Genomic DNA, 21,372 nt, shown 5'->3' with positions numbered 1-21,372 from the left:
AGTCCATGGTCGAAAAGCTCTCGCCCGTCCTGCGCGCCCGGGTCCGGGCCCGGGAACTGCTCTCCCGCGCCCTCGTCGTGGTGCCGCCCGGAGTGACGATGAAGACCCGCTCGGGATTCCACTCCTCCTCCGGGTTGTCGCGCACCCTGCTCGGCCAGGTGGTGAAGGTGCTGCGGCACCGCCCGCTGGGATTCGTCGCGGACTTCGCCCTGCCGGACAACCCCCGCATCCGGCTGGCCGCCGTCGAGTCGCGCCTGGTGCGCATCCTGTTCTGGTACGGCGAGCGCGGCTACGAGGGCATGGAGACGGCCTGCTGGCGGGACCTGTGCGCCAAGGCCACCTCCATCCTGGAGTTGGGCGCCAACATCGGCTACTACACCGTCCAGGGCGCGGAGGCGGCCGGGACGACGCCGTACGTCGCCGTGGAGGCCAACCCCGAGGCGGCGGCGATCGTGTCGCGCAACGCCGATCTCAACGGGCTCGCCAACGTGAAGGTGATCCAGGCCGCCGTGGTGCCCGACGACGCCCCCGCCACGCTGGAGTTGTCGCTGCCCGACCAGGAGAGCTACGTCGCACCCACCGGGGCCTACCTGTCGGAGGGCGGCGAGGGCATCAGCAACCGCCCGGCCTCCCGGACGATCACCGTGCCTACGGTGCGGATGTCGGACCTGGTCGAGGGCGTCGACCTCATCAAGCTCGACATCGAGGGCTACGAGGCCGGCGTGCTGCGCGCGGTCTGGCCGCAACTGCTGGCCTCCCGGCCCACGATCGTCGTCGAGGTGCTCAGGAACGTTCCGGCCCTCCGCCAGGTGCTGCGCGACCTGCGCGCGGAGAACTACGAGATCCGCGCCATCGGCCACGACGCCCTGCACGTCATCACCGACGCCGAACTGGCGTCCGAGGAGCCGCTGCCGCGCTACGGCTCCCGGGACGTGATCGTCGTGCCGGCGGAGAAGGGTCTCTAGAGCTCGGGCCAGGCGTCGTGCAGGGCCTCTCGCCAGTCGCGCATCGGCTTGAGGCCCGCCGACGCCCACGCGCCGTGGGACAACACGCTGTTCTTCGGGCGGGGCGCCGGGCGGGGGAACGCCTCCGAGGGGACCGGCCGGACCCTCGCCGGATCGGCGCCGAGCAGGCGGAAGACCTCCTGGGCCAGGCCGTACCAGGTGGTGGCGCCGGAGTTGGTGCCGTGGAAGACCCCTTGGACGCCCGAATCGACCAGGTCGACGATCCGGCGGGCCAGGTCGTGGGTCCAGGTGGGCTGGCCGTGCTGGTCGTCGACGACGGTGACGACCTCGTGCGACCGTTCGAGGCGGGCCATCGTGCGCACGAAGCTGGGGCCGTGGGCGCCGTACAACCAGGCGGTTCTGACGACCGTGCCGTGATGGTCGAGGACCGTCTTCTCCCCGGCCAGTTTGGTGCGGCCGTAGGCGTTGATCGGGCCCGTCGGGGCGTCTTCCGGCCAGGGCTCGCCGCCCTCGCCGGAGAAGACGTAGTCGGTGGAGATGTGGACGAGCTTGCGGCCCGCGGTCTCGGCGAGCGCGTGCGGCGCGTTGACCTTGAGTGCCTGTTCCTCGTGGGTCTCCGCGTCGTCGACCGCGGTCCAGCCCGCGCAGTTCACGACCACGTCGGCCCAGCTCACGGCCTCTATAAGGGCGGCCTCATCGGTGATGTCGAGTTCGGCGCGGGAGGGTGCGCGGACGTCGGCGCCGAGTTCGGCACGGTCGAGGACGCGGACGAGATCGGAGGCGAGCATGCCCCCGCCGCCGGTGACGAGCCAGCGCGTCATGCCCAGCCCCTCAGCGGCTTCCACCAGGTCGGGTGGTCGCGATACCAGGCGACCGTGTCGGCCAGGCCCTCGTCGAAGGCCTGGCGGGGGGCGTAACCGAGGGCCCTCAACCGTGTGTCGTCGAGGCTGTAGCGGCGGTCGTGGCCCTTGCGGTCGTCGACGAAGTCGACGCTGTCCCAGGTCGCGCCGCACGCGGCGAGCAGGTGGCCGGTGAGCTCGCGGTTGGACATCTCGGCCGTGCCGGCGATGTGGTAGACCTCGCCCGGCTCCCCGAGTTCGGCCACGAGGCGGATGCCCTGGCAGTGGTCGTCGACGTGCACCCAGTCGCGGATGTTGCCGCCGTCGCCGTAGAGGGGGACCCGCCGCCCTTCGAGCAGGTTGGTCACGAACAGCGGGATGACCTTCTCGGGGTACTGGTAGGGGCCGTAGTTGTTCCCGCAGCGGGTGATCGAGACGTTGAGGCCGTGGGTGACCGCGTAGGCGCGGGCGATCATGTCGCCCCCGGCCTTGGCCGCCGAGTAGGGCGAGCGCGGGTTCACCGCGGCGCTCTCGTCCCAGGAGCCGGTCTCGATGGTGCCGTAGACCTCGTCGGTGGAGACCTGGACGACCTTGGGGACGCCGGCGTCGAGACAGGCCTGCATGAGGGTCTGGGCGCCGAGCACGTTGGTGCGCACGAAGTCGGCCGCGCCGTCGATCGACCGGTCGACGTGGCTCTCGGCGGCGAAGTTCACCACCAGGTCGTGGCCCGGCACGACCTCCGCGAGCAGATCGGGGTCGCAGATGTCGCCGTGGACGAAGTCGTGGTCGACGCCCTCGATGTTGGCGCGGTTGCCCGCGTAGGTGAGCTTGTCGAGGACGGTGATCTTCGCGTCGGGCAGGGTGCGCACGAAATGGGAGCCGATGAACCCGGCGCCGCCGGTGACCAGGACACGTGTCATGCGGAGATCTGCACCTTACTGTGGTCGCCGAGCACCAGCCGGTGGGCCCGGGGCGTGTTGGGAGCCGGGGTGACCTCGACGTCGTGGCCGATCAGCGACGCCTCGACCCGGCGCACCCCGGTGATGGACGAGCGCGCCAGCAGGATCGAATACTCTATCTCGCTGTCGGCGATCACGCAGCCGGCCGCCACCGAGGTGAACGGCCCGACGTAGGAGTCGCGGACGAGCGCGCCCGGCCCGATGACGACCGGGCCGACGATGCGCGAGCCGGTCACGACCGCGCCCTCGTCGACGACCACGCGCCCGATGAGCTCCGAGGCGGCGTCGACGTGGCCGCGCACCTCCGGCTGCAGCGACTCCAGCACCAGCCGGTTGACCTCCAGCATGTCGGCGACGTTGCCGGTGTCCTTCCAGTAGCCGGAGATGACCGTCGACTCGACGCGGCGGCCGTCGTCGATGAGCCACTGGATCGCGTCGGTGATCTCCAGTTCGCCGCGCGCCGACGGCTTGAGCTCGGCCACCGCCTCGTGGACGGCGGCGGTGAACAGGTAGACGCCGACCAGCGCGAGGTCGCTCTTGGGCGCCTTCGGCTTCTCTTCGAGGGCGACGACCCGGCCGTTCCCGTCGAGTTCGGCCACGCCGAACTGCGTCGGGTCGGGGACCTGCGTGAGCATGATCTGCGCGGCCGGGCGGTCGTGCCCGAACCGGGCGACCAGCGAGCGGATGCCGCCGACGATGAAGTTGTCACCCAGGTACATGACGAAGTCGTCGCCGCCCAGGAACTCACGGGCGATCTTCACCGCGTGCGCCAGCCCGAGCGGCGCCTCCTGCCGCAGGTAGGTGACGTTCAGGCCGAAGCGCGAGCCGTCGCCGACCGCCGCCTCGATCTCGGCCTGGGTGTCGCCCACGACGATGCCGACGTCGCGCACCCCCGCGTCGGCGATGGCCTCCAGGCCGTAGAAGAGCACCGGCTTGTTCGCCACCGGTACGAGCTGCTTGGCCGACGTGTGCGTGATGGGCCGCAGGCGGGTGCCCGAGCCCCCCGCCAGAACCAGGGCCTTCATGGTGTCAGTACGCTCCCCGCCCGCCGAACACGGCCGACCACGTCTTCCAGAGAATGAGCACGTCAAGGGTGAGCGACCAGTTCTCGACGTAGCGCAGGTCGAGCCGCACGGACTCCTCCCACGTCAGGTCGGACCGCCCGCTGACCTGCCACAGGCCCGTCATGCCGGGCTTGACCAGCAGCCGCCGCCGGACGTCGTCGCCGTACTGGGCGACCTCCTCGGGCAGCGGCGGGCGTGGTCCCACGAGGGACATCTCCCCCTTGATGACGTTGATGAGCTGGGTCAGCTCGTCGAGGGAGTACCGCCGGAGCCACGTTCCGAGCGGGGTGACCCTTGGATCGTTCCTGAGCTTGAAGAGCACCCCGTTGCCGTCGTCGCCGAACGTTCGAAGCGTGATCTTGCGGTGTTCGGCGTCGACCGTCATCGTGCGGAACTTGTAGACGGTGAAGACCTCGCCGTCCTTGCCGACCCGGGCCTGCCGGAACAGCGCCGGCCCCGGGCTGCTGATCCTGACCGCCGCCGCGATGGCCAGCATGAACGGCAGCAGGATCAGCAGCACCATGCTGGCCACGACCCGGTCGAACACGCTCTTCACGGCCTGCCGCATGCCCCTGATGTCGGGGTGTTCGACGTGCAGCAGCGCGAGCCCGGCCACCGGCCGGATGTTGATGCGGGGCCCGGCCACCTCCATCAGCGCGGTCGCGACGAGCAGCTCGGTGCCGCGTTCCTCAAGCTGCCAGGCCAGCCGCCGCAGCGCGTGGCCGTCGAGTTCGGGGCAGGCGAGCACGGCCACGCTGTCGGCCTGCGACGCCACGACCACCTCCGGGACGTTCCCGAAGTCGCCCAGCACCGGGAACCCGTCGACCTGCGCGGGTAACTGCCCGGCCTGGTCGGGCGGCACGCACGCGGCCACGATCCGCATGCCGTGGTGGCGTTCGCGGGAGAACTGCGCGTGCAGGTCGAGCACCGAGGTCCAATGTCCGACGACGACCACCCGCCGCAGGCACTCGCCGTTGCGACGCCGGCGGTGCAGCCGCTTGCGCAGGGCGTAATGGACGCCGAGCGTGAGCAGCGCGCAGATCGGGATGCCGGCCATGACGTAGGAGCGGGCGATCGACGTCTGGGTGACGTAGGCGCTGATCGCGACGACCGACGCGAGGATGGCGGCGGAGTGGATGATCTTTCGGTATTCGTCGGCGCCGTCACCGATGTGGCGCCGGTCGTACCCCCCGACGAGCCCCACGGTGAGCGGCCAGCCGGTGGCGATGGCCAGCCCGAGAGGCACCTCGATGGGATGGGCGATCCCCAGCGCGAAGCGCGCCAGCAGGACACCCTGAATGGCCACGGCACCACTCAGGGTGTCCATGGCGACAGCGGCGCGGATGTAGCGCCGTGACCAGCCGGGATCATTGACCCCGGAGCGAACCACCTCTTCAAGAGCAACATCCATGTCGCAGATGCGCCTTTCCCCCACACTTGTTACCTGACGGACGCCCCACCTGTACCGTTGGTTTACCTAGATCACTGACCGATCTTGTTGACCTTGAAGCCAGTGAGCGGTGGAACGATCGTAAGATCGCCGCAACATAGAGGAAAGTTCATCTGAATGTCCACATAAGGCCATTTATACTTCAGACGCGGCTCTGGACAGCTGCGCGCACATCCACTTCGACCTGGATATTTTCGGCATCCTCGCAGCTCTCCACCCGGGACGTCCTGACGTGAGCCAAACCACAGACGAGCCAGCACCGAAAAAGCGTTCTACACGCAAACGTAACATTCTTATCGTTTCCTTACTGGTTCTGTCACTTCCGCTGGCCGCCCTCTTCACCATCGCGATGGAGCGGCAGTACACCTACGACCGCAACATCACCCGCATCGACGACGTCTTCCCCGCCGAGCCCGAACGCCCGGCCAAGCCCGTGGGCGAGGCCCAGAACTGGCTGCTCATCGGCTCGGACGCCCGCCCGGGAGAGAAGGGCTTCAACCGCGCCGACTCGATCATGCTGGTGCACCTGCCCGCCGACCGGGCGCGGGTGTTCTTCGTCGGGATCCCGCGCGACTCCTATGTGCCGATCCCCGGCCACGGCACCGATAAGATCAACTCCGCGTACGCCTATGGCGGCCCCAAACTGCTCATCTCGACCGTGGAAAAGCTCACGGGAGTGCGCGTCGACCATTTCGCCGCACTCGACTTCAGCGGTTTCGTCGCCATGAGCAAAGCCATTGGCGGAGTGGAGGTCGAGGTCTCACGGGAGACGTACGACTCCGCCAACAAGATCACCTGGCCGCAGGGAACGGTGCATCTTGAGGGCGAGAAGGCATTGTTGTTCGTCCGCCAGCGCTACGGCCTGCCGGGCGGCGACTTCGACCGCATCAAACGCCAGCAGGCCTTCCTCCGCGCGGTCGCCGACAAACTCATCAACGGCGGCGTGCTGACCGACCCCTTCGCCCTGAACGACTTCCTCGGCGCCCTGACCAAATCGATCAGCGTCGACTCCGGCGTCTCCATCGGCACCCTGCGCGACCTGGCGATCGAACTCCGCAACATCCGCGGCGGCAGCCTGGTCGCCTCGACCCTGCCCCTGGCCGGAACCGACACGGTCAAGGGCGCGAGCATCGTCCGCCTCAACGAGAAGGCGGCGAAGATCATGTACGCGGCGATCAGAGACGACAAGCTGGAGCAGTACTTCGACGACTACGGCGGCACGTCCAACACCAAACAGGTCAACTGACGTAGAGGCTCCGGTGCGCGGCCACGAACTGCTCGACCGTCTGCGCCGGGTGACGGGTGACGCGGAAGACGTCGTCGGTGTGGCGGTCGTAGCGGTTCTCGCGGTGGAGCCGGGCCATCGTCGCGACGTGCTGCTGAGCGTGCGGCGGCAGGCCCGTCTTCGGCAGGACGTCGGCGATCCACTGGTCGAGCGGGACGTCGCGGTAGGTGACCGACCGGTCGAGGGCCTTGGCGAACTCCTCGGCCACGCCGTGCATGTCGAGGGTGTTCGGGCCGGTCAACTGGTAGACCTCGCCGATGTGCGGAGAGGGGTCACGCAAGATCACCGCGACCACGCGGGCGACGTCGTCGGTGGCGATGGGCGAGGTGCGGCCCGAGCCGAACGGGAGCGCGATGGTGCCGTTCTCGCGGATCGACCGCGCGGCCAGGGTGGTGAACAGCGGGTTGTCCAGGAAGACGGTCGGCCTGACGTGGGTGACCGGCAGGCCCGACCAGTCGAAGACCCGCTCGGCCAGGTAGTGGAGACGCTGCTGGTCCGACTCGGCGGTGCTGGTGGAGGTCATCTGGGACACCGTCATCTGCGACAGGTCGACCAGGCCGTCGAGCACCCGCATGTCCCTGGCCACCGACGCCACGACGGCCGCCGCCAGGAGATGGTCGGGCGACACGGCCATCCCGAAGTACATCCGCGAGACCCCGTCGAGGGCCGCGGCGACGGTCTCCGGCCTGGTCAGATCGCCGATGACGACCTCGACGCCGAGGGCCCGCAGGTCTTCGGCGCGCCGGTCGTCGTGGCGGACCATGGCGCGGACGGGCACGTCCATGCGGTGCAACCGCTCCAGGACCTTGCGCCCCAGGCCCCGGGATCCCGGGACGAGAACCAGCCTTCCGGCCACCACAACCCCCTATGTCACTCTGAGTGATCATACGGAAACGAACTTCGCGGCCGTCCGGGGCGTCTACCCCCGCATGATCTCGCCACCGTTGTGCCCGGGGTGCGGCACGGGCCGCCTGGTCCCGATCGCGTACGGATATCCGCACTTCACCGACGAACTGAAGCTGGCCCTTGAGGAGAAACGGCTCGTGCTGGGCGGCTGCGTGGTCGGCGACGAGAAGTGGGCCTGCCCGTCCTGCGACACCCGCTACCCCGAAGAGCTGTAACCCCACCTTCCCGGCCGTGCCCGCCCGAACGAATTGACCTCGGGCGATTTCCACAGCTAGCCTTACATTCAGTGACGGGTCCACTGCGGTGAGATCCGGAAGTGAGCCTCGGGAGATCCTGCCGGACGACAGGGCCCGGGGCTTGCGTCATTTCTCGCCTTGACCATCTGCCCGGATGAGGTGCACGGTCACCCGAGAGGTGAGCCGTTCCAGGTACTCCACGGCACCCGTCCGAGAGTGGCCGACCGCACCGCACAGGACATCCGGGATCCACAACATCGGATCACTGGGCCCAGGTTCATGGAAGAGGCGCAACGGAGCGGCGAGACACCGCCGACGCCGGAGGTGTTCCAGCATCTCGCGGTCACGGCGGTCGTCAGCCGGACCTCTCGATTCCAGCACCAGCTCGCCGCATTCCAGAACGGCCAGCTCCCGGAACAACACTTCAAGGCACTTCCGGCGGCGACGTTCCGGCCGATCGGCCTCCCCGGCCACCCGGACGACGACGAAGCCTTCGACGGGCAGGTCGGCTATCGCGTCGACCAGTTTGAGCCGGCGATCGTGAGACTCGTCCCGCCAATGGACCTTGCGTTGCCCCCGCAGGAGAAGCCCCCGCATCTGCTCACGTACATGCGAGACCACCCGGGGCTCCCCGATGGAGCAGAGTGTCCGACCCCGACTCGTCTCCCCAAGCGATGAACATAGACGACCCCTAGACCTCTACTCATGAGATCTATAGCAGGGATCCTCGTCGAACAGGGCGAACTTCGCCCCACAAAGTGTCTTTCTCAGGGGGCGGCGTAGACGCCGCCCTCCGACAGCACGTGGATGATCGCCGGGTAGATCGCCGGGTTCCAGGCCGATCCGTCGAGCCGTTCGCGGTGGGCCCGCAGGGCCGTCTCCAGCAGGAACAACCAGGCCACCAGCGGGCGGGCCTCCCTCGGGACGCCCAGTTCGCCGAGCAGCCGGACCGCCGCGACGCCCGCCGCCGAGGACGCCTCGTGCAGCGACGCGCCGCGGGTCGTCAGGGCGTCGTGGAAGTGCCAGTGGAGGATGTCGAAGCCCAGGGGCACGTCGGGGGCGCTGAGGCCCCAGCCGTCGAGGCGGGGTCTGCCGCCCGACCACAGGACGTTTCCCGGGATCAGGTCGCCGTGCCAGCGGCCGAAGGTCAGGGGCACGTCGCCGTAGCAGCGTTCCAGGCGTTCGGCCAGGCGGTCGGCGACGGTGGCCAGGCGGGGGGCGTCGCGGAGGGCGGCGATCTCCCCGCGCAGGCGCCTCCAGTACGCCGACTCGCCGAGGATCACCCGGCTGCGCGGGCCGCTGAAGGCGATGTCCCTGATGATCTGGGGTGACGGGGCCGGGTCGCCCTGACGGTGGGGGCGGCCGGTCCAGGAGGTGACGGTCACCGGGTGGCCCTGCCACCGCGACTCGGCGAGCAGGCGGGGGGCCAGTCTGTGGCCGTCGAGGGCCGACACGGTCACGGCCTCGTTGACGGCCAGGACGCTCGTCGCGGTGTTCCAGCCGACCGTCGCCCGGGCGACGGCGCGGCCCCGGGAGTGGAGCCACACGTAGGGGCGCTCGGGGCGCAGGGAGAACGACGCCCGCAGAGGGCCCCGGCCCAGGAGGCCGGTGAGCCAGGAGACGAGCAGCGTCTGGCCGGGGTCGGCGTCGGCGCGGACGCTGACGACCACCGGGTGGAGGGCGAACACACCACGTGGACGGAGCTTTCCGCCGGTGTAGGAGTAGCGTTCGGCCTCGCGGTAGCCCGGCGGGATCTCTCCCGTGGTCACGCGGACGACGTCGCCGGCCGGTTCCCAGACTCGCGCGATGAGACTGCGCAGATCGCCGTTCATGATCTGAATCCAAACCCAGGTGACAAGAGACACTCTTTGTCACTCTATGTCGGATTCAGGGGTGATCTTGGCTAGTCGTATTCCAAATCTGGAAGCGGATGGGGTGGATCAGGGCTGCGCCAGACCACGACGAAGCCGTCGTCGGCGTTCTCGACGGCCCACGAAAGGCGCTCGAGGTCGAAGTCGGGGAGGTAGCGGAGGCGGGCCAGAAACGTCGCGTCGGTGGCCGAACGGGGCACCACGCAGTTGTCGCCGGCGCGGTCCTCCAGGACGATGAGCACGTCGGACTCGGTGACGCCGCCGACCCTGACCTCTATGACGTCCTCCCACGCCAGCGCCTCGACGGAACCGTCGGCGTAGTGGCGGGTCACGCCTTCTTCGGTGACGTACACGTAGGTATCCGGCACGTGCATGGGCGCGATTGTGTCGGGCTTTGGGTGGTCCGGCAAGATGGCCCGGATTCACCCGGGCTCAGATGCGCCAGACGAGGTGGTCGCGGGCGGCTTTCGCCGCGTCCTGCGGGGTTCCCGCTTCCAGTCGTTCGAGCAGTTCGCGGTGCTCTGTCACCATTTCATCTCGATCTGGGTACGCCTCCCTGAGGCGGACCACACCGAGACGGGTCTCGGCCGACAACGACAGGTAGAGGCGCAGCAGCCGGGGGCTCCCGGCGGCGCGGGCGAGGGCCTCGTGGAGGGCCATGTGCTGGGCGACGACGCCGGCCCAGGGGGCGTCGTCGGGGAGCGTGGCCATGGTGTCGAGGGCCCGGCGCGCCTCCTCGATCCGCCGCCCGGCCACGGCGGCGCCGACGAGGTCTTCCAGGGGACGGCGTACGTAGAGGAGGTCGTCGAGGTCGTCTCGGGTGAAGTCGGGCACGTACGCCGACTTGTTGCGCTCCCGCCGCAGGATGCCCTCGTGGACGAGGGCGGCGATGGCCTCCCTGACCGTGGGGCGGGCCACGCCGTAGGTCGCCGAGATCTCCTGCTCGGGGAACTGGGTGCCCGGGGCGACGTCACCCGACAGGATGCGGGTGCGCAGGGCGTCCGCGAGGGCTTCCACGGTGGAGACGGGGCGCAGCTTCACGCCGGAGAGCCTACTTTTTCCGGCCGGGCGACCACGATCAGACTGACGGCGAGCATCGCCAGACCGGCCCACGAGCCGGGGCTCAGGGTCTCGCCCAGGACCGCGACGCCCAGCAGGGCGGCGACGGCCGGTTCGGCGAGGGCCAGGGTGCTGGCGGTGGCGACGGGGGTGCCGCGCAGGCCCCGGCCGTACAGGACATAGGACAGGGCCGTGGTGACCAGGCCCAGATAGAGGAGAGTGACCAGGCTCGCGGGGTCGGTGAGCCAGGAGAGGTCGCCGGCCAGCAGGACCGGGAGCATGATCACGGCCGAGACGCCGAACATGACGGCCATCACGTCGTCGCTGGGCCGGCCGGCGACGATGGCGCGGGCGGCGATGACGGCGTACGAGGCGTAGATGAAGCCGCCGACCAGGGCCAGACCCACGCCGAGCGGGTCGACGGTGCCGCCGCCGGGCAGCAGCAGCACGGCGCAGCCGACGATCGCCGCGGCGGTCCCCCACATCCACTGGCGGCTGGGAGCCCGCCGGTCGAGGGCCCACGACAGCAGGCCGGTGAAGACGGGGCCGCTGCCGATCAGGATGACGGTGCCGATCGCGACGCCGGTCATGTTCACCGCGACGAAGAAACAGAGCTGGTAGAGCGCCACGCACAGCCCGCCGAGCAACAGCGTTGGGCTGGGCCGAACCCTCACCCCCGGCCTGAGCAGGACGAACGCGGCCAGCGCCGAACCGCCGATGACGAGCCGGGCGGCGGCCAGCGCGACCGCCCCGGCGGCGGCGAAGGTTCCGGCGGTGCCGGCGGTCCCCCAGAGCACGGCGGCGAGCACGACGAGAAGAGCGAGAGGCGGACGGCCAAAGGCCGGCCGTGGCTCGCTCCCCGAACCCGCCCGAGGAGACAGGAGACGCGGCCGGCCCAAGGACGGCCGTGGCTCACTCGGCGAACCCGCCCGAGGAGACAGGAGACGCGGCCGGCCCAAGGACGGCCGTGGCTCACTCGCTGAATCCGCCCGAGAAGACCCGAGCCGCGGCTCGCGCGGGTGGCCGGAACCGGGTGAACCCGCCTGAGAAGTGGCGACCCCCTGACGGCCGGAGTCCTGCCGTGGGTCGCGTGGCGAAGCCGCCCCTGAGATGCCCATGCGTCAGATTGTCTGACAACCAGACACACGATCGCAAGCGATTTGCCGCCGACTACCATTTATGACCCGCAGTAAAGATCTGACAGGAATCATTGACTTGCCAGGCCAGACCCCATGACAATGCACCGAAAAAGCGGTGCATTAGTTAATGAGAAGAGTTGTTTTTACCCGGATGATTCCCAGACACGTGGGAAGCGCCTCTCTCGGGGAAGACCGCAACCATGCTGAGTCGGTTTGTACGGGCTCCCCGGACCGTCGGGGTCGCCACCGCCATCGCCGAGGTCAAAGAGCGGGGGGCCACCCCCCACCTCCTCGACGGCGCCGAAATGATCACCTCCGCCGCCGCCTTCGAAGCCATCGCCCGCGCTCTCGATTTTCCGGAAGGTTTCGGTCACTGCCTCGACTCCCTCTACGACCACCTGACGGACCTGTCGTGGTTGTCGCCCGGCGAGCACGTCCTCATCTGGTCGAAGCCGTCGGTCCTCCGCAAGCTCGACGCGACGGCCTACGACGGCCTCGGCTCCGCGCTGTCGGACGCCGCCACCGACGGCACCAAGGGCGACGCCACGCTGACGGTGATCATGCTCGACAACTGAACCGGGTCGTTCGCCAGACGGCCATCCGGGGTCACCGCTGACCACATGCGTCCACTACGTTGACCGAAACGTTGCTTTCGGGTGGCGTCCTACTTCGTATCCGCGACCGGCGGGCTACACAGCGGAGTGTGACCGCCGTCACCCTCGCCGACGATAGATCAGCCATCAATGCAGGTGGGGAACGGATTCGCAGACGACGGAGTGTCATCGTCGAGGGGAACCTCACTCGGCGCCCCGCGACAGAAAGCCGCGAATCGGTGTCAAACCTGAATAGCCCCCATTTTGTTGCGAACGCCACCTAGTTCCACAGCTCACGCGTTGCTATTGTTTCGCCACTATTAACGCATGTGTTCGCCCTCTGCTGAGGTCCCATGGCTGGCCGCAAACGCTCCATCCGGTTCAAGATCTTCGCGGTCTTGTTCGCCCCCGTGACCGCTCTCGCGGTCATCTGGGCGTTGACCGCGGCTATTACCCTCACTTCCGGCCGGGAATACCTCCGCGTCGGGATGGTTTATGAGCACATCGTCCTGCCCTCACGCGCCGTGCTGACCGAGTTACAACACGAGCGCCTGATGTCGGTCACCTATCTCGGTGGCGGTTCCTCCTTCCACGCCGACCTCGACACCCAGCAGAAGCGCACCGACGAGATCGCGGCCGGCCTGGCCGGGCACGCCGTCTCCGGGCGCGAATACGCGCCGCCGGCGCTCTGGGAGCGCGTACAGGAACTGCTCCGGCAGCTCGACCGGCTCGACGCGCTGCGCAGCCAGGTGGAGAACCGGGAGATCGGCCGCCTCGACGCGCTCACCCAGTACAGCGAGATCGCCGAGGTCGGCTGGCAGGTGTACGACCGCATGATGATCGCCCCCGACCTCGACCTGATCGGCCAGACGAAGGCGGTCGTGCTGGTCGGCCGGGCCCGCGAGATCGTCAGCCAGCAGTCGGCGCTACTCTCCGGCACCCTGGGCACCGGCCGGATGAGCAAACGCGAGCAGGAGATGTTCGTCGAGATGGCCGCCAAGCGCTCCCTTCTCTACGACCTCGGCTTCAGCGGCCTCGAAGGGTCGATGCGCGACCCCTACGTGAAGCTGAACGGCTCCGCGGCCTACCTCGACTTCGTGAAGCTCGAAGGGACAGTCCGCGACAAGGTCCGGCCGGAGGTGCCACTGCCGCCGGAGGCGGGCCGCTGGCAGGCCACCACCGAGACCCTCTCGATCACCCTCGACAAGCTGGGCGGCCAGGCCAGCGTCGAGATCGGCAACCGCATGCAGCCGGCCGTCATGAACGTGCTCATCCGGCTCGGCGTGCTCGCCGTCGTCGGGTTGATCGCCCTCGTGGTCACGCTGCTGGTGTCGGTCAGGTTCGGCCGCCGGATCTCCGCCGAGCTGGGCGCCCTGCAGAACGCGGCCGTCGACCTGTCGGACCGGCGGCTGCCCGACATCGTGCGGCGGCTCAGCCGCGGCGACGACGTCGACGTCAGGGCCGAGACCCCGCCGGTCGAGGTGCCCGGCAACACCGCCGAGGTCGCCACGGTCACCAACGCCTTCACGTCGGTGCAGTCGACCGCCGTCCAAGCGGCGGTCGGCCAGGCGCAGCTCCGGCAGGGCGTCAACAAGGTGTTCCTGAACCTGGCCCGCAGAAACCAATCGCTGTTGCACCGGCAGCTCGGCATCCTCGACGGCCTGGAGCGGCAGACCGACGACCCGAACCTGCTGGAGCAGCTCTTCGGCCTCGACCACCTGACCACCCGCATGCGCCGGCACGCCGAGGGCCTCATCATCCTCTCGGGCGCGGTCCCGGGGCGCGGCTGGCGGGAACCGGTCGCCCTGTTCGACGTGGTGCGCGCCTCGGTCGAGGAGGTCGAGGACTACCTGCGGGTCGACGTGAACGTGCCGCACCACGCCAAGCTGGTCGGCCCGGCCGTCACCGACGCCATCCACCTGATCGCCGAGCTCGTCGAGAACGCGACGATCTTCTCCCCGCCGCACACCCGGGTCACCGTCCACGGCGACCTGGCGGCGCGCGGGTTCGTGCTGGAGATCGAGGACCGGGGGCTCGGGCTGAGCTCCGAGGAGATGGCCGCCATCAACGAGCGGCTGGCCGATCCGCCGGAGTTCGACCTGGCCGACAGCGACCGCCTCGGCCTGTTCGTCGTCGGACGGCTGGCCAAGCGGCACGACATCACGGTCAACCTGCGGCCGTCGCCGTACGGCGGCACCACGGCCATCGTGCTGATCCCGGCCGAGATGGTGGTCGTGCCCGACCCCGCGGAGATCGCGGCGGCCGAGCGCCTGGTGCCGGCCCAGCCGACCGAGGCGCCGGTGTTGTCACCCGTCTCCGGCCGGCACGCGTCGGAGGCCAGGGCGACGGCCGAGACGAACCTGCCCCGGCGGGTCAGGCAGGCGAACATGGCGCCGCAACTGCGGGAGGAGCAGGGCAAGCCCGACTTGTACTCTTCCTTCCAGGCCGGTTGGCGCCGAGCGGAGGAAGACGAAGCGTGACCGAAGAACCACCTCTGCTGCGCCCGTACACCCTCACCCGAGGGAGAACCCGGCCCACCGGGCCCGAGTTCGAGCTGATGACGATCATCCGGGCGGTGCCGGGCGCGCGGCTCGGGGGGCTCACACCGGAGGAGCTCCGGATCGTCCGGGTCTGCCAGTCGCCCGCGTCGGTCGCCGACCTCGCCTCCGACGTGGCCCTGTCGCTGAACGTGGTCAGGATCCTGCTGAGCGGCCTCCGCGACCGGAACATCATCACCGCCCGGCCGCAGGCCACCGTGGCCCAGTTGCCGGAGGAGCGGATCCTGCGCGAGGTCATCCAGGGTTTGCGAGCCCTCTGAGGGCCTCGTCGAGGTGCCGTCGTGCCGGTTCGAGCACCTGCTCGGTGTAGTCGCCGAGCAGGTCCGCCGGACCTTCGGGTAACAGAAGTAACTCCTCGCCGTCGAGGTCGACCGTCCCGTCCACGGTCCAGACCGGGCCGTGGGAGCGGAGCCGCACCTCACAGACCAGTTCGCGGCCGTCGGGAAGGGTGAACGAAACCCCGAGGCGCACCTTTCCCACGAGATCGGTGATCGGCGCCCAGCGCCGGACGTCGGGATGGAAGTCGAGGTAAAGGTCACGACCGGCCTCGGAAAAAGCGCTGGCAGTGGCCATGACAGCCCGGAGAAGATCGTCGCGCACGGCTCGGTTAATCCTCGTTAATACAGGCATTCGCTGTGACCTGAGGGACTCAGGCCGTTTTTGTAACTTCTGTGTACACGATCACGACCCTCTCGGTATGAAAGGGCCTATGCCTCTTCGTTATAGAAGATTCGTCATCTGTTCGCTTGCCGTCAGCGGCGCGATCGGAGTCGACATGGCCACTCAGGCGATCGCGGCCCCGCCCGCCTCAGACGCGATCCACGTGTCGGCGAGCTCGGGCGACGACGCCAACCCGGGAACCGAGAGCGCGCCGCTGCGAACCGTCGCCGCCGCCCTCAAGCGCGCCAAGGGCGGGGTGATGACGACGATCGTCCTCCGCGGCGGCGAATACCGGGAGTCCCTGGGCAGCATCGCCAAGCCGGTGACGATCCAGTCGGCGCCCGGGGAGCAGGCCTGGTTCAAGGGCAGCACCGAGATCCCGGCCGCGAAGTTCGTCCGCGACGGCGCAGCCTGGCGCCTCGACGGGTGGGACCCCGCGATCTGCCGGAGCGCCTGCGTGTACCCGCCCGACATCACGACGGGCAACCTCGTCGGCGGCGACCCCGAGATGGCCTTCTACGGCGGCAAGCCGCTCCAGCAGGTGACCTCCCGCGCGGCCGTCACCGCCGGCACCTTCTTCTGGGACGGCCGCGGCGCCGTCTACCTCGGCAGCGACCCCGCTCGCGCGCGAGTCGAACTGTCCTCCATCGCCTACGCCGTGCACTTCCTGCCCGGTTCGGAGAACTCCGTGCTCCGCGGCCTCGGCTTCGCTCACTACGCGACCAGCCAGGACTACCGCAAGAAGCCGGCCGCGATCATCTCGCAGGCCAGGGGCGTCGTGCTGGAGGACAACACGGTCACCCTCAACGCGGCGGCCGGGGTGTCGGCGCTCGCGGACGACATGCGCCTGACCGGCAACACGATCACCGCCAACGGCTTCACCGGGATCAGCTCCCACAAGGCCGCCAACCTCACGATGTACGGCAACGTCGTCTCGGGCAACAACACCGAGAAGATCGGCCTGGTGGCGGTCTCCAGCCTCGCCGGGGCCGGGATGAAGGCGACCTTCCTCGTCAACGCCAACATCCGCGACAACGTGTTCGACGGCAACCAGGGCGCCGGGTTCTGGTGCGACCTGTCGTGCGAGAACGTGCGGCTGGTCCGGAACGTGGCCCGGGGCAACGCCAAGCACGGCATGTACTACGAGGTGTCCTCGCGCGCGCTGATCGCCTCGAACCTGCTCGCCGGGAACGGGCAGTTCGGGCTCAAGATCAGCGGCTCGAACAAGGTCCGCGTCTACAACAACACCATGGCCGACAACGCCTCGCCGATCCAGATCGCCGAGGACCCCCGCCCCCACCTGGACCGCTGCAACGCCGACAACTGCCCCGCTCCCGACGCGGTGGCACGCGGGGTGACCTGGGACACCGCCGATGTGACCCTGATCAACAACATCTTCTCCGGCCGCTCCGGCGGCGGCGCCCTCGTGGACACGGTCGACGCCAACAGCGCGTCGTCCGGCAAGCGGGTCGGCGCGGCGAAGATGATCCCCGCCGGGCAGATGGACAACAACGGCTACTACCGGCCCACGGCCGCCTCCCAGGTGGCGAAGTGGGCGCTCCCGGCCGGCAACGACCAGGCGTTCACCAGCCTGACCCAGCTCAGGTCGACCGGCCGCGAGAGCAACGCCCACTACCAGGAGGGCACGGAGGGCTACTTCAGCGGCGGCGACTACAAGCTGAAGTCCGGCTCGCCCGCGGCCTCGGCCGGCGCCCCACTGCCCGAGGACGTCGCCGCGGCGATCGGCGTCGACGCGGGCAAGAAGGTCCCGCTGGGCGTGTTACGCGGCCCGTCCGTGGAGACGACGCCCCCGCCCCCGACGTCGATGCCGACGCCCACCCCGACACCCACCCCGACACAGTCGCCCACGGCCTCACCGAGCGCCACCCCGTCGGCCAGCCCGTCCCCCACGCCGGCGCCTTCCCCCTCGCAGACGCTCGCGCCGGTGCTGGAGCTGTTGCGTAGGCCGCTGTACGTCGTCACGCACCCCACCGAAGGCCACTCGCTGCTGACCCTGAGCCGAGGCGAGGCCGACAAGGCCGTGGCCCGCTACGGCTACGTCGACCAGGGCGTGACGCTGTTCGTCTCCGGGCGCGCGGCCAACGGCCTGGTCCCCATCCACCGGCTGGTCCACCCGACCTCGGGCGACCGCCTGTTCGCCCGCAACACCGTCGAACGCGACAACGCGGTGAACCGCTCGGGCTACGTCTACGAGGGCGTCACCTTCTACGCCGTCAACCAGAACACCCCGGGCACGGTCGCCGTCTACCGCCTCAGGAAGGGCGCCTACCACAACTACGTCGTCGGCCCCCAGGCCCGCGACGCGGCGATCGCCGAGGGCTGGACCTACGAGCACATCGCGTTCTACGCCCGCCCGGCCTGACGCACCCCGAACAGCTCCCGCAGGTGGGGAATGCGCCGCACGACCTCGTACGCCGCCAGCGTCACCGCGAACGACACCGCGACGATGGCGGCGTACTTGACGATGATCGGCGCCTGCCACTGGACCACGAAATAGGCGGCCACCACCACGACGGGCTGGTGGACGATGTAGACGAACAGGGCGGCGGCCGTCAGGTAGCCGCCCTGTTCCGGCCAGGCACGCCGGTCGAGGAAGCCGAGGATGGCCACGCAGAAGCACCAGGAGGCCGCGCCGTAGAGCGCCCGGACGGCGAGGTGGTAGGGCTCCATGTCGGTCATCGGATCGCCGGGGACCAGCAGGAACCCGGGCGTGCCCACGCCGAAGAGGACCGCGCCGACCAGGGCAGCCAGCGGCGCGTCCCGTCGCATGGCCTCCCGGAGCCGGTCGTCGGCGGCGATGAGGTAGCCGTACAGGAAGAAGAGCAGGTAGGCCCATCGGCTCCAGGCCGCGAACTCCTCTTCGAGCCCGGCGAAGGCGCAGACCAGCGAGATCGGCAGGAAGGGCAGCAGGACGAAACCGCGGCGGGTGGGGAAGCCGTGATCCGACGGGATCCAGCGCGCGACCACGGCCAGGATGAGCGACCAGGTGACCAGCATGACCACGAACCACAGGTGCCCGGCCTCGAAATACTCGCCGCGCAGGACGAACGGGAAGTTCGCGAGGTCGATATGGACGTCGAAGAACTTCGGCAGGAACGCCCAGTAGCTCTCGGTCATCCCGGTCCTGATCCACTGCGGGATCGGCACGATCGTCATGACGGCGACGACGAGCGGCAGGCCGAGGCGGAGCAGCCGGTCTCTCACGAAGCCGCCCGCGCCGCGTTTCCGCAGGGAGTGGAAGGCCGCGACGCCCGAGACGAGGAAGAGCATCGGCATGGCCCAGATGACCAGGAAGCCGGCGATGATCATCGTGACCGAGGTGGTGTCGGCGTTCTTCACGTAGAAGTCGTCTTCGGCGTCGAACACCAGGGCCGCGTGGGCGAAGATCAGCGCGAACACCACGACGGTCCGGATCAGATCGAGTTCCGGGCGTCGGGTGGACGTCCGCTGGGTGACCATGCCAGCCAGTGTCGGCCCCCGGGGCGCCGGACGCCAGATCACGGCACGGTGAGGACGATCTTCCCGGTGGTGCGGCCGGATTCGCCCAGTTCCATGGCCTTGCCGAGTTCGTCGAGCGGGAAGACCGCCGCGATGGCGACCCGCAGCCGCCCGGCCTCGATCAGCGCCGCGAGGCTCTTGAGCGCCGACAGGTCGGGTTCGGCCAGCATCGACTCGACCCGCACGCCCTGCGCGGCGGCCTGTTCGCGCAGGTCGGCGGCTTCCAGGGTGCGGACGAGCGAGACCAGGACCCCGCCGGGCCGCAACACGGTGAGCGAGCGCGGGCCGTAGTCGCCGCCGATGGTGTCGATCACGGCGTCGAGCCCGTCGCACACGGTGGTGAAGTCGGTCGACCGGTAGTCGATCACCTCGTCGACGCCGAGGTGGCGCAGGAAGTCGTGCTTGGCCGCGCTGGCGGTGCCGTAGACGTAGGCGCCGCGGGCCTTGGCGATCTGCACCGCCAGGTGCCCGACCCCGCCGGCCGCCGCGTGGACCAGCACCTCGCCGCCCTCGCGGACGCCGGCGACGTCGACCAGCGCCTGCCAGGCGGTCAGCCCCGCCAGCGGGACCCCGGCGGCCTGGACGTGGTCGAGCGCCGCGGGTTTCGGCGCGAAGGTGCGGGCCGGGGCGGTGACGTACTCGGCGAAGGAGCCGTGCCCGAACGGGTAGCGCAGCATGCCGAAGACCTCGTCGCCCGGTTTGTAGATCACCGACCCGACGCCGGCCGCCTCGACGACGCCCGAGACGTCCCATCCGAGCACGAACGGCGGCTCCCCGAGCAGGCCACCGGTGGCGCGGTGTTTCCAGTCGGTCGGGTTGAGCCCGGCGGCGTGCACCCGGACGAGCACCTCGGTCGGCCCGGGAACCGGCTTGGGCAGGTCGACGGTGTGCAGGACCTCGGGCCCGCCCAGCACGTCTTGGCTGACGGCCTTCATCCGAGCTCCTCGAACAGGGTCAGTTGCAGCCCGTCGGGGGCGGTCAGCCGGGCGTTGAGCGAGTTCCACGGGGTGCGGGTCGGCGGCGCGAGCACGTCGGCGCCGTGCTCCTCCAGCAGGGCGGCCGTGGATTCGGCGTCGGGGACCTCCAGGGCGACCCTGATGTGCCCGGCCACCCGCCGGCCGACCTCGACCCGGTCGATGAACTGCGCCTGGCGTACGTCGACGATCTCCACCGTGGCCCGGCCCGCCGACAGCAGGCGGACCCGGCCGTCGTCGGAGGAGAAGTCGGCGATCTCGTGGAGGCCGAGCACGTCGCGGTAGAAGTGGAGGGCCTCTTCGTAGTTCTCGGCCGTCACGACCAGCCGCAGTTCCCGAACCTCAGTCACGTGATCTACGTTACCCGCCGATGATCTAGCGGCGGGTGAAGTCCATGGTCCAGTTGGTCAGCCAGGTCTGGCCGCCGTCCTGGGAGAAGGCCTGTTCCCAGTGGGCCGACTCGGGGGTGATGGCGTTCCAGATGAACCGGGCGTGGATCTCCTCGTCGTCGTAGAGGTCGCGGCCGAAGAACTCGCCCACGCCGTCGGTGAAGGTGCCGACGACGGGCGGCTGGAGCACCCCGTATCGGGAGTTCGACCAGTAGAGGGACCACTCCTTCTTCTCCACGTCGAACAGGCGCAGCGTGATGCCGCTGAAGGTCGGGCAGACCATCTCCTCGATGTTGGCCGAGCCGTCGAACAGCGGGCGGCAGGTCGAGTGGCCGGTGAACTCCTCCCACGCGCTGTCCGGGTCGAGGTAGTTCAGGCGGCGGCGGTTGGCGACGGTCCAGTCGCCGATGAGAAAGTCGAAGCCGGTCATCCGGTCATCCCTTCGGGGAGCGAGTCGGTCAGGTAGGCGGCCAGGTCGGGCCGTTCCGGGGTGAGCACGTGCCGAACCCAGGCGTCGCGTTCGTGGGTGATCGGCGGCAGTTCGTAGACGCAGCCGATGAAGTCGGGGGCCAGCCGCACGAAGTGGGCCGGGTCGTCGTCGGGACAACCGAGAAACGGCTGGCCCCCGGCCGCGCCGGTGAAGCGCAGCGCGTTGTCCCAGGCCCAGGAGTAGACGTTCAAATAGGCGCCGGTGTCGCCGCCCCGGTGCAACACCACGAACGAGGCCGGCGGGGTGCCGTCGGCCTCGGGCAGCAGGTCGGGCAGCAGGGTGTAGGCGGCCTTCTCCACGTGGGGCTCGGGGGAGCCCACATGGTAGCGCTTGACGTGGCGTCCACCGACCTCGATCGGCGGCGGCACGGTGAGGATCTTCTCCGCGAAAGCCATGCCTGGACGATAGGGAGCCTC

General features: G+C 69.4%; 23 protein-coding genes. 7 read left to right on the top strand and 16 right to left on the bottom strand.

Annotated features, from left to right (window positions below; translation table 11 throughout):
* Nucleotides 1–5: 5 nt before the first annotated feature.
* Entirely contained in the window at nucleotides 6–965 is a 960-nt protein-coding gene (locus tag AW273_RS26910) for an FkbM family methyltransferase (protein WP_062353801.1), read from the top strand.
* On the opposite strand, the gene rfbD is transcribed toward AW273_RS26910, so the two are convergent.
* Genes rfbD through AW273_RS26890 form a run of 4 tightly spaced genes read right to left on the bottom strand, consistent with a single transcriptional unit; the run spans nucleotide 962 to nucleotide 5,154 of the window.
* Nucleotides 962–1,786, bottom strand: a complete 825-nt coding sequence (rfbD, locus tag AW273_RS26905) for a dTDP-4-dehydrorhamnose reductase (RefSeq protein ID WP_062353798.1) — start codon at nucleotides 1,784–1,786, stop codon at nucleotides 962–964. The genes AW273_RS26910 and rfbD overlap by 4 nt on opposite strands.
* Nucleotides 1,783–2,724, bottom strand: a complete 942-nt coding sequence (gene rfbB, locus AW273_RS26900; protein ID WP_062353796.1) for a dTDP-glucose 4,6-dehydratase — start codon at nucleotides 2,722–2,724, stop codon at nucleotides 1,783–1,785. Before rfbB ends, rfbD begins: the two co-directional genes overlap by 4 nt.
* Nucleotides 2,721–3,788: a glucose-1-phosphate thymidylyltransferase gene (locus AW273_RS26895; protein ID WP_062353793.1), complete on the bottom strand. Its 1,068-nt coding sequence runs from the start codon at nucleotides 3,786–3,788 to the stop codon at nucleotides 2,721–2,723. The genes rfbB and AW273_RS26895 overlap by 4 nt, the downstream gene beginning before the upstream one ends.
* Nucleotides 3,789–3,792: 4 nt before the next feature.
* The gene (locus tag AW273_RS26890) at nucleotides 3,793–5,154 is read right to left on the bottom strand and encodes a sugar transferase (protein WP_232327615.1); all 1,362 of its coding nucleotides are present in this window, start codon (nucleotides 5,152–5,154) and stop codon (nucleotides 3,793–3,795) included.
* A 472-nt stretch (nucleotides 5,155–5,626) separates the two neighbouring features.
* Between AW273_RS26890 and AW273_RS26885 the strand changes: the two genes are divergently transcribed.
* The gene (locus tag AW273_RS26885; RefSeq protein ID WP_062353787.1) at nucleotides 5,627–6,523 is read left to right on the top strand and encodes an LCP family protein; all 897 of its coding nucleotides are present in this window, start codon (nucleotides 5,627–5,629) and stop codon (nucleotides 6,521–6,523) included.
* On the opposite strand, the gene AW273_RS26880 is transcribed toward AW273_RS26885, so the two are convergent.
* Nucleotides 6,516–7,418: an NmrA family NAD(P)-binding protein gene (locus AW273_RS26880; RefSeq protein ID WP_198168379.1), complete on the bottom strand. Its 903-nt coding sequence runs from the start codon at nucleotides 7,416–7,418 to the stop codon at nucleotides 6,516–6,518. The genes AW273_RS26885 and AW273_RS26880 overlap by 8 nt on opposite strands.
* A gap of 73 nt (nucleotides 7,419–7,491) precedes the next feature.
* Here AW273_RS26880 and AW273_RS26875 point away from each other — a divergent pair, with 73 nt between their 5' ends.
* Complete coding sequence (locus AW273_RS26875; protein WP_062353780.1) at nucleotides 7,492–7,683, top strand: hypothetical protein; 192 nt, start codon at nucleotides 7,492–7,494, stop codon at nucleotides 7,681–7,683.
* A 147-nt stretch (nucleotides 7,684–7,830) separates the two neighbouring features.
* On the opposite strand, the gene AW273_RS37495 is transcribed toward AW273_RS26875, so the two are convergent.
* From AW273_RS37495 to AW273_RS26850, 5 genes are all read right to left on the bottom strand, one after another.
* Nucleotides 7,831–8,325 carry a hypothetical protein gene (locus AW273_RS37495; protein ID WP_157556192.1) on the bottom strand — a complete coding sequence of 165 codons (495 nt, stop codon included), beginning with the start codon at nucleotides 8,323–8,325 and terminating at the stop codon, nucleotides 7,831–7,833.
* Between the two features lie 146 nt (nucleotides 8,326–8,471).
* A complete protein-coding gene (locus AW273_RS26865; RefSeq protein WP_062353777.1) occupies nucleotides 8,472–9,536 on the bottom strand; it encodes an aminoglycoside phosphotransferase/kinase family protein in 1,065 nt (354 codons plus the stop codon).
* A 71-nt stretch (nucleotides 9,537–9,607) separates the two neighbouring features.
* On the bottom strand, nucleotides 9,608–9,949 hold the full coding sequence (locus tag AW273_RS26860) for a hypothetical protein (protein WP_030457060.1): 342 nt from the start codon (nucleotides 9,947–9,949) through the stop codon (nucleotides 9,608–9,610).
* 58 nt (nucleotides 9,950–10,007) lie between these two features.
* Nucleotides 10,008–10,616, bottom strand: a complete 609-nt coding sequence (locus AW273_RS26855; RefSeq protein ID WP_062353774.1) for a GntR family transcriptional regulator — start codon at nucleotides 10,614–10,616, stop codon at nucleotides 10,008–10,010.
* Nucleotides 10,613–11,443, bottom strand: coding sequence for an EamA family transporter (locus AW273_RS26850; RefSeq protein WP_063910116.1), 831 nt, complete (start codon nucleotides 11,441–11,443; stop codon nucleotides 10,613–10,615). Before AW273_RS26850 ends, AW273_RS26855 begins: the two co-directional genes overlap by 4 nt.
* Before the next feature lie 530 nt (nucleotides 11,444–11,973).
* On the opposite strand from AW273_RS26850, the gene AW273_RS26845 reads away from it, so the two are divergent.
* The 3 genes from AW273_RS26845 to AW273_RS26835 all read left to right on the top strand — a co-directional run bounded on the left by AW273_RS26845 (nucleotide 11,974) and on the right by AW273_RS26835 (nucleotide 15,184).
* Nucleotides 11,974–12,348, top strand: a complete 375-nt coding sequence (locus AW273_RS26845) for a barstar family protein (RefSeq protein ID WP_083950081.1) — start codon at nucleotides 11,974–11,976, stop codon at nucleotides 12,346–12,348.
* A gap of 371 nt (nucleotides 12,349–12,719) precedes the next feature.
* Complete coding sequence (locus AW273_RS26840; RefSeq protein ID WP_062353771.1) at nucleotides 12,720–14,846, top strand: sensor histidine kinase; 2,127 nt, start codon at nucleotides 12,720–12,722, stop codon at nucleotides 14,844–14,846.
* Nucleotides 14,843–15,184: a DUF742 domain-containing protein gene (locus AW273_RS26835; RefSeq protein ID WP_062353768.1), complete on the top strand. Its 342-nt coding sequence runs from the start codon at nucleotides 14,843–14,845 to the stop codon at nucleotides 15,182–15,184. Before AW273_RS26840 ends, AW273_RS26835 begins: the two co-directional genes overlap by 4 nt.
* On the opposite strand, the gene AW273_RS26830 is transcribed toward AW273_RS26835, so the two are convergent.
* Nucleotides 15,159–15,524, bottom strand: a complete 366-nt coding sequence (locus AW273_RS26830; RefSeq protein ID WP_062353765.1) for a hypothetical protein — start codon at nucleotides 15,522–15,524, stop codon at nucleotides 15,159–15,161. The genes AW273_RS26835 and AW273_RS26830 overlap by 26 nt on opposite strands.
* A gap of 175 nt (nucleotides 15,525–15,699) precedes the next feature.
* Here AW273_RS26830 and AW273_RS26825 point away from each other — a divergent pair, with 175 nt between their 5' ends.
* The gene (locus tag AW273_RS26825) at nucleotides 15,700–17,967 is read left to right on the top strand and encodes a right-handed parallel beta-helix repeat-containing protein (protein WP_062353762.1); all 2,268 of its coding nucleotides are present in this window, start codon (nucleotides 15,700–15,702) and stop codon (nucleotides 17,965–17,967) included.
* On the opposite strand, the gene AW273_RS26820 is transcribed toward AW273_RS26825, so the two are convergent.
* Genes AW273_RS26820 through AW273_RS26800 form a run of 5 tightly spaced genes read right to left on the bottom strand, consistent with a single transcriptional unit; the run spans nucleotide 17,949 to nucleotide 21,351 of the window.
* Nucleotides 17,949–19,064 (bottom strand): acyltransferase family protein, encoded by a 1,116-nt coding sequence (locus AW273_RS26820; protein WP_062353760.1) that lies wholly within the window; start codon nucleotides 19,062–19,064, stop codon nucleotides 17,949–17,951. The two genes, AW273_RS26825 and AW273_RS26820, sit on opposite strands and share 19 nt — an antisense overlap.
* 38 nt (nucleotides 19,065–19,102) lie before the next feature.
* Nucleotides 19,103–20,038 (bottom strand): NADP-dependent oxidoreductase, encoded by a 936-nt coding sequence (locus AW273_RS26815; RefSeq protein WP_062353758.1) that lies wholly within the window; start codon nucleotides 20,036–20,038, stop codon nucleotides 19,103–19,105.
* A complete protein-coding gene (locus AW273_RS26810) occupies nucleotides 20,035–20,427 on the bottom strand; it encodes a VOC family protein (RefSeq protein WP_062353756.1) in 393 nt (130 codons plus the stop codon). The genes AW273_RS26815 and AW273_RS26810 overlap by 4 nt, the downstream gene beginning before the upstream one ends.
* Before the next feature lie 25 nt (nucleotides 20,428–20,452).
* Nucleotides 20,453–20,896, bottom strand: a complete 444-nt coding sequence (locus tag AW273_RS26805) for a hypothetical protein (RefSeq protein ID WP_062353754.1) — start codon at nucleotides 20,894–20,896, stop codon at nucleotides 20,453–20,455.
* Nucleotides 20,893–21,351, bottom strand: a complete 459-nt coding sequence (locus AW273_RS26800; protein WP_062353752.1) for a hypothetical protein — start codon at nucleotides 21,349–21,351, stop codon at nucleotides 20,893–20,895. The genes AW273_RS26805 and AW273_RS26800 overlap by 4 nt, the downstream gene beginning before the upstream one ends.
* Nucleotides 21,352–21,372 lie beyond the last annotated feature (21 nt).

Origin of the sequence: Herbidospora yilanensis (assembly GCF_001570565.1) — a bacterium.
In the GTDB taxonomy this organism is placed as follows: domain Bacteria; phylum Actinomycetota; class Actinomycetes; order Streptosporangiales; family Streptosporangiaceae; genus Herbidospora; species Herbidospora yilanensis.
This window is presented reverse-complemented; position numbering and strand designations above follow the sequence as displayed.

Bases quoted from the DNA above. Each gene is read 5' to 3' on its own strand.
- AW273_RS26910 (WP_062353801.1), top strand. From the start codon at position 6: ATGGTCGAAAAGCTCTCGCCCGTCCTGCGCGCCCGGGTCCGGGCCCGG.
- rfbD (WP_062353798.1), bottom strand. From the start codon at position 1,786: ATGACGCGCTGGCTCGTCACCGGCGGCGGGGGCATGCTCGCCTCCGAT.
- rfbB (WP_062353796.1), bottom strand. From the start codon at position 2,724: ATGACACGTGTCCTGGTCACCGGCGGCGCCGGGTTCATCGGCTCCCAT.
- AW273_RS26895 (WP_062353793.1), bottom strand. From the start codon at position 3,788: ATGAAGGCCCTGGTTCTGGCGGGGGGCTCGGGCACCCGCCTGCGGCCC.
- AW273_RS26890 (WP_232327615.1), bottom strand. From the start codon at position 5,154: ATGGACACCCTGAGTGGTGCCGTGGCCATTCAGGGTGTCCTGCTGGCG.
- AW273_RS26885 (WP_062353787.1), top strand. From the start codon at position 5,627: ATGGAGCGGCAGTACACCTACGACCGCAACATCACCCGCATCGACGAC.
- AW273_RS26875 (WP_062353780.1), top strand. From the start codon at position 7,492: ATGATCTCGCCACCGTTGTGCCCGGGGTGCGGCACGGGCCGCCTGGTC.
- AW273_RS26865 (WP_062353777.1), bottom strand. From the start codon at position 9,536: ATGAACGGCGATCTGCGCAGTCTCATCGCGCGAGTCTGGGAACCGGCC.
- AW273_RS26860 (WP_030457060.1), bottom strand. From the start codon at position 9,949: ATGCACGTGCCGGATACCTACGTGTACGTCACCGAAGAAGGCGTGACC.
- AW273_RS26845 (WP_083950081.1), top strand. From the start codon at position 11,974: ATGCTGAGTCGGTTTGTACGGGCTCCCCGGACCGTCGGGGTCGCCACC.
- AW273_RS26840 (WP_062353771.1), top strand. From the start codon at position 12,720: ATGGCTGGCCGCAAACGCTCCATCCGGTTCAAGATCTTCGCGGTCTTG.
- AW273_RS26825 (WP_062353762.1), top strand. From the start codon at position 15,700: ATGGCCACTCAGGCGATCGCGGCCCCGCCCGCCTCAGACGCGATCCAC.
- AW273_RS26820 (WP_062353760.1), bottom strand. From the start codon at position 19,064: ATGGTCACCCAGCGGACGTCCACCCGACGCCCGGAACTCGATCTGATC.
- AW273_RS26815 (WP_062353758.1), bottom strand. From the start codon at position 20,038: ATGAAGGCCGTCAGCCAAGACGTGCTGGGCGGGCCCGAGGTCCTGCAC.
- AW273_RS26805 (WP_062353754.1), bottom strand. From the start codon at position 20,896: ATGACCGGCTTCGACTTTCTCATCGGCGACTGGACCGTCGCCAACCGC.
- AW273_RS26800 (WP_062353752.1), bottom strand. From the start codon at position 21,351: ATGGCTTTCGCGGAGAAGATCCTCACCGTGCCGCCGCCGATCGAGGTC.